Raw genomic sequence first — 12,850 nt, 5'->3', positions numbered from 1 at the left:
GCCCTGTTCCCGCCCGCCGGCGGAGTCGGTGCCGGGCGGTTCGCCGGCGTCCGCTCGGCGCTGGTCCCGCCCGGGAAGTGGTGCTTTTCTTGGGATGTGACGCGGTTCGCGGGGAACCCGCGGTAGCGCGTCACTGCCACGAGAGGAGCGATCACGATGGACCGTGAGCGACCGCACGAGGAGTCCGTCTCGGTCGAGATCAGCGGCTGCACCAAGGAAGACGCCCGGATCGTCTTCGACGCGCTGTGCGCCTGCTTCGAGTCCGACCGGTGCGCCGAGGACGTGCCCGAGCAACTGCACGAGACGCGCCCGATGGTGTGGCTCGGCACCTTCGAGGTCACCGACACCCGCGAGCACCCCGCCCCGGCCCGGCTCTCGGCCTCCGTCGAGGCCGACGCGCAGGGCGGCTACTGGGCGATCGACCGGCTGCGCAAGACGCTGGACTCGATGTTCACGGTGCGCGACCTCTCCTCGGCCTCCGGGGACCAGGAGCGTGAGCTGCACGTCCTGCTCGAAAGCCGGTGACCTGCGGCACAATCACCCAGGCCTTTGTGCAACTAGTTGCATAACCCGTGCGCGGTCCTCTAGAACTACTGGGGACGACACCGCGCACGGAGGCCTGCCATGAGCCGTTACCCCCACCTGCTGAGCCCGCTCGACCTGGGTTTCACCACGCTGCCCAACCGCGTCCTCATGGGCTCGATGCACGTGGGCCTGGAGGAGGCCGAAGGCGGCTTCGCGCGCATGGCGGAGTTCTACGCCGCCCGCGCCCGCGGGGGAGTGGGCCTCATCGTCACCGGCGGCATCGCCCCCAACGACGAGGGCCGGCCGGCCGAGGGCGGCGCCCGGCTGACCACGGACGCCGAGGCCGACCAGCACCGGGTGATCACCGAGGCCGTGCACCGCGAGGGCGGCCGCATCGCCCTGCAGATCCTGCACTTCGGCCGCTACGCCTACCACCCCGACCTGGTCGCCCCCAGCCCCCTCCAGGCCCCCATCAGCCCCTTCACGCCCCGGGAACTCACCGACGCCGACGTCGAACGCACCATCGACGACTACGCCCGCGCCGCCCGCCTCGCGCAGCGGGCCGGCTACGACGGCGTCGAGATCATGGGCTCCGAGGGCTACCTGATCAACGAGTTCATCGCCGCCGGGACCAACCACCGCACCGACCGCTGGGGCGGCTCCTACGAGAACCGCATGCGCTTCCCGGTGGAGATCGTGCGACGCGTGCGCGAGGCGGTCGGCGAGGAGTTCATCGTCGTCTACCGGCTGTCGATGCTGGACCTCGTGCCCGGCGGGTCCACGCTGGAAGAGGTGGTCACCCTCGCGAAGGCGGTCGAGGAGGCCGGAGCGACGATCATCAACACCGGCATCGGCTGGCACGAGGCCCGCATCCCCACCATCGCCACCTCCGTCCCGCGCGGCGCCTACACCTGGGTGACGAAGATGCTCATGGGCGCGGTGTCCGTCCCGCTCGTCACCACCAACCGCATCAACACCCCCGAACTCGCCGAGCAACTGCTCGCCGACGGCTGCGCGGACATGGTCTCGATGGCCCGCCCGATGCTCGCCGACCCCGACTTCGTGAACAAGGCCGCCGCCGGCACGCCCGAGGCCATCAACACCTGCATCGGCTGCAACCAGGCCTGCCTCGACCACACCTTCAGCGGGCGGATCACCTCCTGCCTGGTCAACCCGCGCGCCTGCCACGAGACCGAGCTGGTGCTGTCGCCGACGCGCCGCCGCAAGCGGGTGGCGGTCGTGGGCGCGGGCCCGGCGGGCCTCGCCTGCGCCGTGAGCGCGGCCGAACGCGGCCACGACGTCACCCTCTTCGACGCCGCGAGCGAGATCGGCGGCCAGCTCAACGTCGCCCGCAGGGTCCCCGGCAAGCAGGAGTTCGACGAGACACTGCGCTACTTCCGCCACCAGCTCGACGCGCACGGCGTGGATGTACGGCTGAACACGCCCGTGCGGGCGGCGGACGTCGCCGGCTACGACGAGGTGGTCGTCGCCACCGGCGTCACACCCCGCACCCCCGACATCCCCGGCGTCGACCACCCCAGCGTCGTCGGCTACCTCGACGTCCTGCAGGGCGGCGCCCCGGTCGGTGACCGCGTCGCGATCCTCGGCGCGGGCGGCATCGGCTTCGACGTCGCCGAGTACCTCACCGACGGCGGCGACAAGGCGAGCGAGGACCCGGCGACGTACTTCCGCCACTGGGGCGTCGACATGGACTACCGGGGCGCCGGCGGTCTCGCCGCGCCGGAGCGGCCCGCGCCGCCGCGCACCGTCCACCTGCTCCAGCGCAAGGCCGACAAGGTCGGCGCCGGCCTCGGCAAGACCACCGGCTGGATCCACCGCACCGAGCTCAAGCACCGGGGCGTCACGATGGTCCCGGGCGTGCGCTACGACCGGATCGACGACGCCGGACTGCACGTCACCGTCGGCGAGGAGAGCACCGTCCTGGAGGTGGACACCATCGTGCTGTGCACCGGCCAGGAACCGCGCCGCGACCTGTACGAGGAGCTGCTCGCCGCCGGCGTGAACGCGCACCTGATCGGTGGTGCGGACGTCGCCGCCGAGCTGGACGCCAAGCGGGCCGTCAAGCAGGGCACCGAGGTCGCGGCCGAGCTCTAGAGATCCGAGCAGAAGGGGAGTCCGGCTCGCGACGCCCGGCACGCACGCTCGCCGCGTTGCCGGAAGCCCCTGGTAGCTCCGCTACGAGGAGCTTCCGGCGCCGTGCGATCGCACGCACCGGACGCCGCGACCTGATCGGCCTCCCCTTCGTTCGGAGCTCTGAGGGGTCCTTGCACGATGAGCGCCTGATCAGGCCGCATGGTCCGGTGCCTTGCGACGCACCGCACCGGAGTCGTCGGCTGCCGACCGCCCCCGAGCGAACAGCCTCGCGCGGGCCCTCCCCGGCGCGTCGGCACCCCCTCCGGCCTGTCAGCCCCACGCACCGGGCCCCGCCCCCCGGCACCGGACAGCACCGCCGCCGCCCCCGCGACCTGATCCGAACGACGGGTCCAGGGCGCCGTCCCTAGGATGAGGCCATGTCACTCCCGCACGCGATCCTCGTCGCCCTGCTCGAGAAGCCGTCGTCGGGGCTGGATCTGACCCGCCGGTTCGACAAGTCGATCGGCTACTTCTGGTCGGCGACGCACCAGCAGATCTACCGCGAGCTGGGAAGGCTGGAGGCGGAGGGACACATCCGCGCGCTGCCCGCCGAGCAGCCGGCCCGCGGCCAGAAGAAGAGCTACGAGGTCCTGCCCGCGGGCCGCGCCGAACTGGAGCGGTGGACGGCCGCGGCGCAGGACCCCAAGCCGCACCGCGACGCTCTGCTGCTGCGCCTGCGGGCCGCGGCCGTCGTCGGCACCGCCGGCCTGGAGGCCGACCTGCGCCGCCATCTCGACCTGCACCGGCGGCAGCTGGCCGAGTACCAGGAGATCGAGAAGCGCGACTTCCCGCCCGGCGACGACAGCGCGCAGGCCAGGCTGCAACACCTGGTCCTGCGCGCGGGCATCGAGCTGGAGACGTTCTGGACGCAGTGGCTGACCGAAGCCCTTCGGGAGCTGCCGGGACCGGCCGCAGACGGGACTTCCGACCCTCGCCCTAGAACCGGTACGGCTTCGAGCGGCGGCGCAGGAACCAGGCCGCCGCGATGACGCCCGAACCCACCAGCGCCCCGCCCACCACCAGGGTGACCGTGCCGTAGTCGCGGATCGCGCCGCCCGCGCCGCCCATGACGCCGCGTGAGGGCGAGGCCGTGGGGGAGACCGTCGGCGTGGGCGCGCCGGACACGATCACGGACTGGGTGCCCGCGGTGGTGCCGCTGGAGCACATGACGACGACCGTGTAGGTGCCGGGGCTGACGCCCGACCAGGCCGCGGACTGGCTGACCGTCGTGCCCGACAGGGCCACCTGACGGCCCTGGGCGAAGTTGGCCTGGCCGCCGCTGAGCAGGGCCGCCGTGCCCCAGCTGCCGTTGATCTGGGTGCAGGCGCTCGTCACCACGGACACCGTGGAACCGGTCGTGCTCACGGAGATGCCCGAGACCTTGGCGGCGGCGGGCTGGGCGGTCAGTGCGAGCGGCAGCGTGGCGGCGGCTGCCACGGCCAGTCCGGCACGGGGGATAAGGCGGGAAGTGCGCATCGGATGTCCTCCGGCGGCGGCACGGTTGGCGGTACATCCCTTGCGCCGCCGAGGATCGGGTACGCCCGTGCTGCCTCAGGGGCAGCCAACGTCCTCCGGGCCCGCCGCGCACTCCGGTCGCCCCCGGCCAGGTGACGGATTCCGCCGGACGGGTCAACCTCGCCGGGGGCCCGTCGTCACCGTCCGCTCCGCCGAGAACGCCCCCCACGTCCCGTCCGGCAGCCGCGCCCGCAGCCGCACCCGGTGGATGACCCCCGCCTCCCGTCCCACGGAGAAGCTGTAGGCGGCCGTGCCGCGCGGCGGGGTCCCGCCCCACACGAGCGAGGTGGCGGGCTGCCCGTCGAGCTGGATCTGGTACTCCGTGACCACGCCGTCCACCTGCGGCGGCACCCAGGTCAGGTCGACGTGGTACGCCCCGTCGGCCGGACGCACCGCGGCGCGGAACCCCGACGGTGCGGTGTCCCGGCCGTCCCCGCCGCCCGGCGGGGTGGTGAGCCGCACGGGCGGCCCGGCGGGCGAGAGGTTGTCGGCCGCGTCCCGCGCCCGCACGGTGAACGAGTACCGGGTGCCGGGCCGCAGCCCGGTGACGACCGTCGCCGTCTGCCCTCCGCCGACACTGTGGATCTTCGTCCCGCCCCGGTAGACGTCGTACGACACCACCGCGCGGTCGTCCGCGGCGGCCGACCAGGACAGCCGGACCGCCCGGCTCCCGGCCGCGCGCCCGGTGAGGCCGCCCGGCCGGGTCGGTGCAGAGCGGTCCGCCGCGAGCACCGCCGGTGTCGTCGCCCGCACCTCCCGGCCGCTCGCTCCGAGCCGGCCCTCGCCGTCGCGGGCGCGCACGGTGAAGACGTACGTCGTGGACGGCGTGAGACGGGTGACGTCCAGCATGTGCGCGGAGGCGGGCACGGTGCCGGCCTTCTCGCCGTCCCGGTAGACCTCGTAGGCGCTGACGGCGGGGCTCGCCGCCGGCGCGTTCCACATGACGTGCACGCTGGTCGCGCTGCCGGCCGCCGCGGTGACGCCCGTCGGGGCGCCGGGCGCGTGCCCGTCGCCGTCCCCGCCGTCGGCCGCCGCCGCGCACCCGCAGCACAGGGACAGCACCGCTGAGCACAGCACAACGCGTCGCACGGCTTCGCCTCCCGGCCCGGCACGGCTGCAATGGTCCGGACCAATATGGCGCGGTGTTGCGAGCACATCAAGAGGGCCGGCGGGACGGGCGGGCGGTCCGGGGCGTTCCGTATGCTGGGTGTCCTCACGCCCGAACTCCTCCTGAGCGTTGAGGAGTTCCGGCCCGGCGCGGACCGCTGTCGTCGCAGAGAACCCGCGCCGGCGGGGCGGCCGGGCGGCCGGCGCCGACACCGGCGCCGCCCCCGGCCCCTGGCGCACCGCACGGCAGGCCCCTGGCGCACCGCACGGCAGGCCCCTGGCGCACCGCACGGCAGGCCCCTTTCGCACCGCACCGGAGGGGCCCTGTCGCACCGCCCGGCCGCCGCCGGGCTCCCGTCGCACCACGCCCCCCTTCGCGCCGCCCGGCGCGGTGCACCGGACGGACGTCCCGGAGTGGCCCCCGGGGGCGGGCCGCAGCAGATTGGGCGGGGTGTCCGTGCCCTGTCCCCGTCCCTGCCCCCGCCTGCCGCCCCTGTCCCCCCACGAGAGGGTCCCTCATCGTGCGCGTTCCGACGCTGACGTCGACCGTGGCCGTCCTGGCCCTGCTGACCCCCACCGCATCCCTCGGCACCACCGCCCACGCCCTCGACGTCCCCCCGGGGTCAGCGGCGGGCCGTGAGGGCGCCGTGAGCGCCGCCGACCTGCTGGCCCGGGTGCGTGACTGTGTCCCCGTCTCCGCCGGCCGCTACCGCACCGACGCGGGCGCGCCCGCCACGGTCCCGGTCTGCGGCACCGACGACGCGGTCTTCTGGGAGGCCGACCTGGACATCGACTGCGACGGCCGTCCGGGCCGGTACTGCAACGCCGACACCGACCCGTGGTTCTTCCCGGCCACCGCCTTCCAGCAGTCCGACGGACGGCACCTGAGCGCGGAGACCCTGCCGTACGTCGTCGTGCCCGCGGCCGGCACCGTCTGGGACCACCGCGCCCACGGGGTGCGCGGCGCGACGGTCGCGGCGGTCGTCCACGGGGACCGCGTCGTGTACGCGGTCGTGGGCGACGTCGGACCCGCCGGCGTCATCGGCGAGGCCTCGTACGCCGCCGCGGAGGCGCTGGGCATCGATCCCGACCCGCGCGTCGGCGGCGCGTCCTCCGGTGTCACCTACATCCTCTTCAAGGGTTCCCGGGCCACCCCGATCGAGAGTCACGCGTCCGCCGTCGCGGAGGGGGAGCGGCTGGCGCGGGCGTTCGTCGGGGACTGACGGACCGGTCCGGCCCGTCGGCCGGACGCCGGCCCGCTCCCCGCGGGTCCCGGACCGCCGACCCGCCGTCCCGCCGTCCTCGACCGGCGGGAGGGCACCGTTGACATCGCTCGCCGTCCAGGGGTGACGCCGTTCGCCGACCACCCCGGTACATGGCGTCGCACGGGTGTGCGAGCGCGCCCGTGGGCAGGGCGCTGCGGGTGCTGCCGCGCGGGTTGCGGCGCGCCGTCCTCGGGGCGGACGGGCGGGAGGGGCTCGGGGGCGCCGTGCGGGCGGCGAGGGGCGGAGGTACGGCGCTCGGCCTGCACGGTCCCGTCGCAGACGTACGACGATGCCGAGCCGGCATCCCGCCCCCGCCCCCGCCGAGCGGGACGGACGGCCGCCCGACGACCCGCTGTCGGCCGTCCACGCCGCGATGTGCAAAGCGGCGTTGCGCGCGGCCGTCGGGCACTCCGCCCGGCGCGCGGCCGTCCTCCGTCCGGACGCGGCGCAGGCGGTCGCCGAACCGGCCGACGCGCCGCGCACCACCCTCGCCCCCGAAGGACCGACCGGAACCGGCGTCACACCTTCCGGTAGTCGTACGCCTCCGCGGCCGCCGCCGCCACGGCGTCGAGGTCGGCCCCCGTCGCCGCCGTGACGACCGCGGCGACGGCGCCCTCCACGAACGGCGCGTCCACCAGACGGGTGCCGTCCGGCAGCTCGTCGCCCTCGGCGAGCAGCGCCTTGACGGTCAGCACGGCACTGCCGAGGTCGGTAAGGACCGCGACGCCGGCGCCCCGGTCCACCGCGGCGGCCGCGGCGGCGATCAGCTCCGCGCTGGTGCCGAGTCCGCCGCCCTCGGTGCCCCCGGCAGGGGCGACGGGCACGTCGGCCCCGCCGCCGGCGAGTCCGCGCGCCAGCTCCGCGACCGACTCGGCCACCCCGGCGCTGTGCGACACGAGCACGATCCCGACCCGCGCGTCGTCACTCATCGCCGGCTCCCTCCCCGCCCGCCCCGGCGAGCCCCGCGACCAGCAGCGCCGCCGAGGTGGCCCCCGGATCCTGGTGGCCGACACTGCGCTCACCCAGGTAACTGGCCCTGCCCTTGCGGGCCTGGAGCGGCGTCGTGGCCACGGCGCCCTCCTCGGCCGCCGTCCGCGCCGCGCCGAACCCGTCACCGAGGGCGTCGACCGCGGGCACCAGCGCGTCGATCATCGTCTTGTCCCCCGGGGCCGCCCCGCCCAGCTGCATCACCGCGTCCACCCCCGCGCGCAGCGCCTCGGCGAACTGCTCCTCGCTCACCTCGGCCGCGTCCCCGAGGGCCTTGCCGGTGCGGCGCAGCAGGGTGCCGTACAGGGGGCCCGAAGCCCCGCCGACGGTCGAGATGAGCTGCCGTCCGGCGAGCTGGAGCACGGCGCCCGGTGTCGCCGGCGCCTCCTTGTCGAGGGTGGCGGTCACCGCGCGGAACCCCCGCTGGAGGTTGCTGCCGTGATCGGCGTCGCCGATGGGCGAGTCGAGGGCCGTGAGCCGTTCCGCCTCGCGATCGACGGACGCGGCGGTCGCCGCCATCCACCGGCGGAAGAAATCTGCGTCCAGCACTGGATCTCCTTGCCTGGTCACTACCTCGAACACCTGCCCCGTCCGCTCACATGCCCCAGCGCAGCCCCGGCGTGCGCACGGGCGCGTCCCACAACCGCAGCAGCTCCTCGTCGATCTGGCACAGCGTCACCGAAGCTCCCGCCATGTCGAGGGACGTCACGTAGTTGCCGACGAGCGTGCGCGCGACGGCCACCCCGCGCTCGGCCAGCACCCGCTGCACCTCGGCGTTGAAGCCGTACAGCTCCAGCAGCGGCGTGCCGCCCATGCCGTTCACCAGGACGAGCACCGGGTTGCGCGGCGGCATGTCCTCCAGAACGGCGTTCACCGCGAAGTCCGCGATCTCCCCGGCGGTCATCATCGCCCGCCGCTCCCGCCCGGGCTCACCGTGGATGCCGATGCCCAACTCCAGCTCCCCGGCGGGCAGATCGAAGGTCGGGCTGCCCTTGGCGGGCGTCGTGCACGCACTGAGCGCCACACCGAAGCTGCGCGCGTTCTCGTTGACCTGGCGCGCGATCGCCTCCACCCGCTCCAGCGGCTGCCCCTCCTCGGCCGCCGCCCCCGCGATCTTCTCCACGAACAGCGTCGCGCCCGTCCCTCGCCGCCCGGCCGTGTACAGACTGTCGGTCACCGCGACGTCGTCGTCGACCAGCACCTTGGCGATCTGGATGCCCTCGTCCTCGGCGAGTTCGGCCGCCATGTCGAAGTTGAGCACGTCACCGGTGTAGTTCTTCACGACGAACAACACCCCGGCCCCGCTGTCCACCGCGGCCGCCGCCCGCACCATCTGGTCGGGCACCGGCGAGGTGAAGACCTCTCCCGGACAGGCCGCCGAAAGCATCCCGGGCCCCACGAACCCCCCGTGCAACGGCTCGTGCCCCGACCCGCCCCCGGAGACGAGGGCCACCTTCCCGGCCACCGGGGAGTCCCGCCGCACGATCACCCGGTTCTCGACGTCCACCGTCAACTCGGGATGCGCGGCTGCCATCCCCCGCAGCGCGTCCGCGACGACGGTCTCCGCGACGTTGATCAGCATCCTCATGGGTACCTCCTGATGAGCCCGGTGGACGGGGATCTGGCCAGTGCCTCTGCCGAGTATCGACCTTGGGGCAGCGAAGGTCACGTGCTACCCAGCAGCCGCGCGGCCCTGCGAGGGGACGGGCGCAGCCGTGATCCTCCGGGGAGTCCGTCATGTACGGCCGGGTCGTTCCCGCGGGCCTCGTGCGTCTCGGTCTGCTGTGCCCGAGGTCTCCCGGGGCGTCGGCCGAAGGGCGTCCTCGCGTCGCCCCGGGGCACCCCCCGCCGTGCTCCTCGGCCTCGCCCCGGGGGTCGGGTGCGCGGTGGTGTGCGCCGTCGGGCGAGCGGGGGCGTCGAGGGCGAGGACCGGACCCCGCTCGGCCGTCGAGCAGCCGCCATGCCGTGAGCGCGATCCGGGCCGCATCAGTCCGGCGGGCTCGGTGCGTTCGATGTCCAGGGTCCTGCCGATCTGCTCGACCCGGCGGGCGACGCCGCTGTGGTGCAGGTGGAGGAGGTCGGCGGCCCGGCGCAGCGAGCCGGTGTCGCAGTAGGCGTCCAGGGTGTCCGGATCGTCCGGGTCGCCGGTGATGCGTGCGATCGCCGCCACGTCGGCGTTCGCCCGGGCGGCCTCCTCGGGCACCTGAGCGAGCAGCGCCAACGCCCCCAGCCTTTGTAGGGGACGACCGGCCGGCGCGGGGTGGTGAAGCGCAGGGCGGTGCGGACCTCCCGCCAGGAGCGCTCGGGGCTCGCGGCGGTGCCGAATGCCCGCGCGGACGCCCGGCGGGCACCGCTGCGGGTCCACGGTGGTGGCCAGGACGACGCCCACGTCGGCGAGCGGCGTCGCCTTCACCGGGCGGGCCGGGCACAGCGCGGCGCCGACCTGGTCGAGGGGGAGCGGCGAGCGCACGGCGACGACGCGGACCGGCAGGTCGGCGGTGAACCCCAGCAACCGCAGCGCCCGGGCCCTGGCGGCCTCGTCGGTGTCGGACCGATGGCCAACTCGACCGGGGCGGGGTCGGCCACGGTGGTGCGGGCCGGACGGTAGCGCTCGACGACCCCCGCGGTGGCGAGGGCGAGCCGGTCCAGCGGCACGTCGTCGAACGCGCCGGGAGTGCCGGGGCGCCCCAGCCGGACCGTGCCGATCTCCTCCTCGTCGAGGGCGATCGCGGCGGTGGTGTATGCGGGCGCCGGGGCGGGGGCCGGTCTGCCGTCCGGGGCCATGCGGATCGCCCGACCCGTGTGGTGCGGCCGGATCCCGGCCACGCACCCGACCCGTGTGGTGCGGCCGGATTCCGGCCACGCACTCGGCCAGACCCGTCGACGCGCGGGCGAGCGCCGGGAGATCCACCCGGCGGCGCATCGACGTGTCGTAGCACGCGACGACGCGGATCGCGCCCCTGACGTGCGAGTTCAGATGCGACAGCCGTTCGGCCATGGCCTCCGCGCCACGAGGGTGGAGCCTCGCCGTCGGAGCCGGGGGTGCCGGTCGGCGCGTGATCCGGCGGGGAGGTCCGACGCCTGTCGGACGTTCTCGCCGGGGCGCCGGTGAGGAGGGCGGCGGGAAACCCCGTACCGGGCACGCGTCCCGCTGATTCCCCGGTCGCCGCCCCGGTCGTCGAGGGAGGGGAACTCCCCGCGTTCGCCGCCTCGTCACCGGTGCCCGACATCGGCGGCACGGGCGGCCCCGCGAAGGGGACGACCGGTGCCGCCTGCGCGCGACGGACGGCGTGTCAGCCGCCCACGTACCAGCTGAACCCGCCGTTGCTCGCGGCGACGGCCAGCAGGATGAGCCAGAGCACGATGTCGACGACGCCGAGGACGACGCCGGCCTTCGCCATTCCGGCGCCGTTCCTGGCCCCCGCCTGACGCAGGGCCACGGCCCCGAAGACGATGGCCAGCGGCCCGAGGACGATGTTCAGGAGGAACAGACCGATGATGCCGCAGCACAGGCTCGCGATCGCCAGGCCGCTGGTGCGCGATCCCGAGGACGCGGCGGAGGGATTGCCGTAACTCGTCATCGAATACTCCCGGTTGACGGTTCGTCATGGACGGCTCGCGTGGTCGTCCGGCCGGTTCGCCGTACGGCCGCGCGTGCCTGGTTCGGCTTGTTCGTCCGAATGCCCCTCCGAGGCGTTCCCATGTCCCCGCGACGCGGCCCTCTCGCTCGCGCGGGCCCCGGAGGGCGGGGCCCGGACGGCGCAGCCCGCGTCGCGGGCGGGGCGCGCGTGCTGCTCGACGCGTCGCGGAGGCTTGCGCGGGCGTGCGTCAGCGCCGCTGTGGACGGCCGCCCCAGGAGGCGAACGCCAGGGCGAGCGCGGCGTGGCAGGCGACGCCGGCCGCGAGCGCGTCCTCGTCGAGGTCCGCGCGCGACGAGTGCAGCGACGGCGCCTGTTCGGGGGTCAGCCCCGGCGGGCAGACGCCGAGGAAGGCCAGCGCCCCCGGCACCGACCGCAGCACGTAGGAGAAGTCCTCCGCCGTCATCGGCGTGGCCGGCATCACCTCCGCGCGTCCCGGGCCGAGCACACCGGCCGCGGTGCGCAGGACGAAGTCGGTGAAGCCGGGGTCGTTGACGGTCACCGGGTAGCCCTGCTCGACGCGGACCTCGGCCGTCGCGCCGTGGGCCGCGGCCACCCCGTCGGCGACGCGCGTGACCGCCTCCAGCAGGCGCCGACGGGTCGGAGGTGCCAACGTCCGCAGTGTGCCGGAGAGATGGGCGGTGTCCGGGATGACCCCCGTCGCGGTGCCGGCCGACAGACGGGTGACGCTGAGCACCGCCGCGTCGTCGGCGGCGACACCGCGGGTGAGCGCCGTCTGCAGCGCGAGCACGATCTCGCAGGCCACCGGCACCGGGTCGCACGCGGTGTGCGGGGACGAGGCGTGCCCGCCCCGGCCGTGCACCGTCACATGCACCCGGTCCGAGGCCGCCATCTGGGGCCCGGGGCGCAACCGCAGCGCACCGCTGGGCAGATTCGGCTGCACGTGCAGGGCGAACGCGGCGTCCACCCCGTCGAGCACACCCTCCTCGATCATGAGCCGGGCACCGTGCTCGCCCTCCTCGCCCGGCTGGAACATGAACACCACGCGGCCGGCCAGCTCACCGCGCCGCGCCGCCAGCAGCCGCGCCGCGCCCACCAGCATCGCCATGTGCGCGTCATGGCCGCACGCGTGCATCACCCCGGGCGTACGGGAGGCGAAGTCCCGGCCGGTGTTCTCGGCCAGCGGCAGGGCGTCCATGTCGGCGCGCAGCAGGATCGTCGGTCCCTCGGCCGCGCCCGTCAGGGTCGCCACGACCGAGGACAGCCGCCGCCCGGTGCGCACCTCGAGGTCCAGGCCCTCCAGCGCGGCCAGCACCCGCCGTTGCGTGTCCGGCAGGTCCAGCCCCGTCTCGGGCCGGGCGTGCAGCTCCCGGCGCAGCGCGACGACGTCCGGCGCCGACCGCCGTGCCTCGTCCAGCAGGGACGGGCCCGCGGCGGGGGACACGGCCGTCGGCCCACCGGACTCCGTGCTCGCCGCACCCTCCGTGCCGTCCGTCGGGTTCGTCATGGGAGCGATCTCCTTCCGCTGCGCGCGGTGACGGCCCGTCAGGCCGTCGGCCGCGGCAGCACGCGAGGCCGGGTGCCCGTCCACCGTAGGGTCCCACGGACGCCCCCTCCGGGCCCGGCGATGACGGTGATGCCCGCCGCCGCTCGTACGGAAAGCAGCGGAGGAGGCCCGTCCGCATGTCCGTCGGCGCC

12 protein-coding genes are annotated in these 12,850 nt (G+C 75.1%); 4 read left to right on the top strand and 8 right to left on the bottom strand.

The window, feature by feature from the left end:
• The first annotated feature begins 156 nt into the window (after positions 1-156).
• The 3 genes from ACZ4YY_RS18240 to ACZ4YY_RS18230 all read left to right on the top strand — a co-directional run bounded on the left by ACZ4YY_RS18240 (position 157) and on the right by ACZ4YY_RS18230 (position 3,668).
• A complete protein-coding gene (locus ACZ4YY_RS18240; protein WP_468290677.1) occupies positions 157-525 on the top strand; it encodes a hypothetical protein in 369 nt (122 codons plus the stop codon).
• Between the two features lie 99 nt (positions 526-624).
• Positions 625-2,640, top strand: a complete 2,016-nt coding sequence (locus tag ACZ4YY_RS18235; protein ID WP_468290675.1) for an NADPH-dependent 2,4-dienoyl-CoA reductase — start codon at positions 625-627, stop codon at positions 2,638-2,640.
• A gap of 416 nt (positions 2,641-3,056) precedes the next feature.
• Positions 3,057-3,668, top strand: coding sequence for a PadR family transcriptional regulator (locus ACZ4YY_RS18230; RefSeq protein ID WP_468290672.1), 612 nt, complete (start codon positions 3,057-3,059; stop codon positions 3,666-3,668).
• Here the strand turns inward: ACZ4YY_RS18230 and ACZ4YY_RS18225 are convergent.
• Entirely contained in the window at positions 3,616-4,155 is a 540-nt protein-coding gene (locus ACZ4YY_RS18225) for a hypothetical protein (protein WP_468290669.1), read from the bottom strand. The genes ACZ4YY_RS18230 and ACZ4YY_RS18225 overlap by 53 nt on opposite strands.
• A 153-nt stretch (positions 4,156-4,308) precedes the next feature.
• Positions 4,309-5,283, bottom strand: a complete 975-nt coding sequence (locus ACZ4YY_RS18220) for a fibronectin type III domain-containing protein (RefSeq protein WP_468290666.1) — start codon at positions 5,281-5,283, stop codon at positions 4,309-4,311.
• Between the two features lie 539 nt (positions 5,284-5,822).
• On the opposite strand from ACZ4YY_RS18220, the gene ACZ4YY_RS18215 reads away from it, so the two are divergent.
• A complete protein-coding gene (locus ACZ4YY_RS18215; RefSeq protein WP_468290663.1) occupies positions 5,823-6,524 on the top strand; it encodes a glycoside hydrolase family 75 protein in 702 nt (233 codons plus the stop codon).
• A gap of 560 nt (positions 6,525-7,084) precedes the next feature.
• Here the strand turns inward: ACZ4YY_RS18215 and dhaM are convergent.
• The 6 genes from dhaM to ACZ4YY_RS18185 all read right to left on the bottom strand — a co-directional run bounded on the left by dhaM (position 7,085) and on the right by ACZ4YY_RS18185 (position 12,659).
• A complete protein-coding gene (gene dhaM / locus ACZ4YY_RS18210) occupies positions 7,085-7,495 on the bottom strand; it encodes a dihydroxyacetone kinase phosphoryl donor subunit DhaM (RefSeq protein WP_468290661.1) in 411 nt (136 codons plus the stop codon).
• A complete protein-coding gene (gene dhaL, locus ACZ4YY_RS18205; protein ID WP_468290658.1) occupies positions 7,488-8,102 on the bottom strand; it encodes a dihydroxyacetone kinase subunit DhaL in 615 nt (204 codons plus the stop codon). Before dhaL ends, dhaM begins: the two co-directional genes overlap by 8 nt.
• Before the next feature lie 46 nt (positions 8,103-8,148).
• A complete protein-coding gene (dhaK, locus tag ACZ4YY_RS18200; protein ID WP_468290655.1) occupies positions 8,149-9,141 on the bottom strand; it encodes a dihydroxyacetone kinase subunit DhaK in 993 nt (330 codons plus the stop codon).
• Positions 9,142-9,288: 147 nt separating this feature from the next.
• The gene (locus ACZ4YY_RS18195) at positions 9,289-10,065 is read right to left on the bottom strand and encodes a helix-turn-helix domain-containing protein (protein ID WP_468290652.1); all 777 of its coding nucleotides are present in this window, start codon (positions 10,063-10,065) and stop codon (positions 9,289-9,291) included.
• Positions 10,066-10,846: 781 nt separating this feature from the next.
• On the bottom strand, positions 10,847-11,134 hold the full coding sequence (locus ACZ4YY_RS18190; RefSeq protein WP_468290649.1) for a DUF4190 domain-containing protein: 288 nt from the start codon (positions 11,132-11,134) through the stop codon (positions 10,847-10,849).
• A 247-nt stretch (positions 11,135-11,381) separates the two neighbouring features.
• Entirely contained in the window at positions 11,382-12,659 is a 1,278-nt protein-coding gene (locus ACZ4YY_RS18185) for a M20 metallopeptidase family protein (RefSeq protein ID WP_468290646.1), read from the bottom strand.
• Between the last annotated feature and the right edge of the window lie 191 nt (positions 12,660-12,850).

Source organism: Streptomyces sp. NPDC030143, assembly GCF_055573695.1.
Note: the sequence above shows the minus strand (reverse complement) of the source record. Positions and strands in the feature narration are given on the sequence as shown.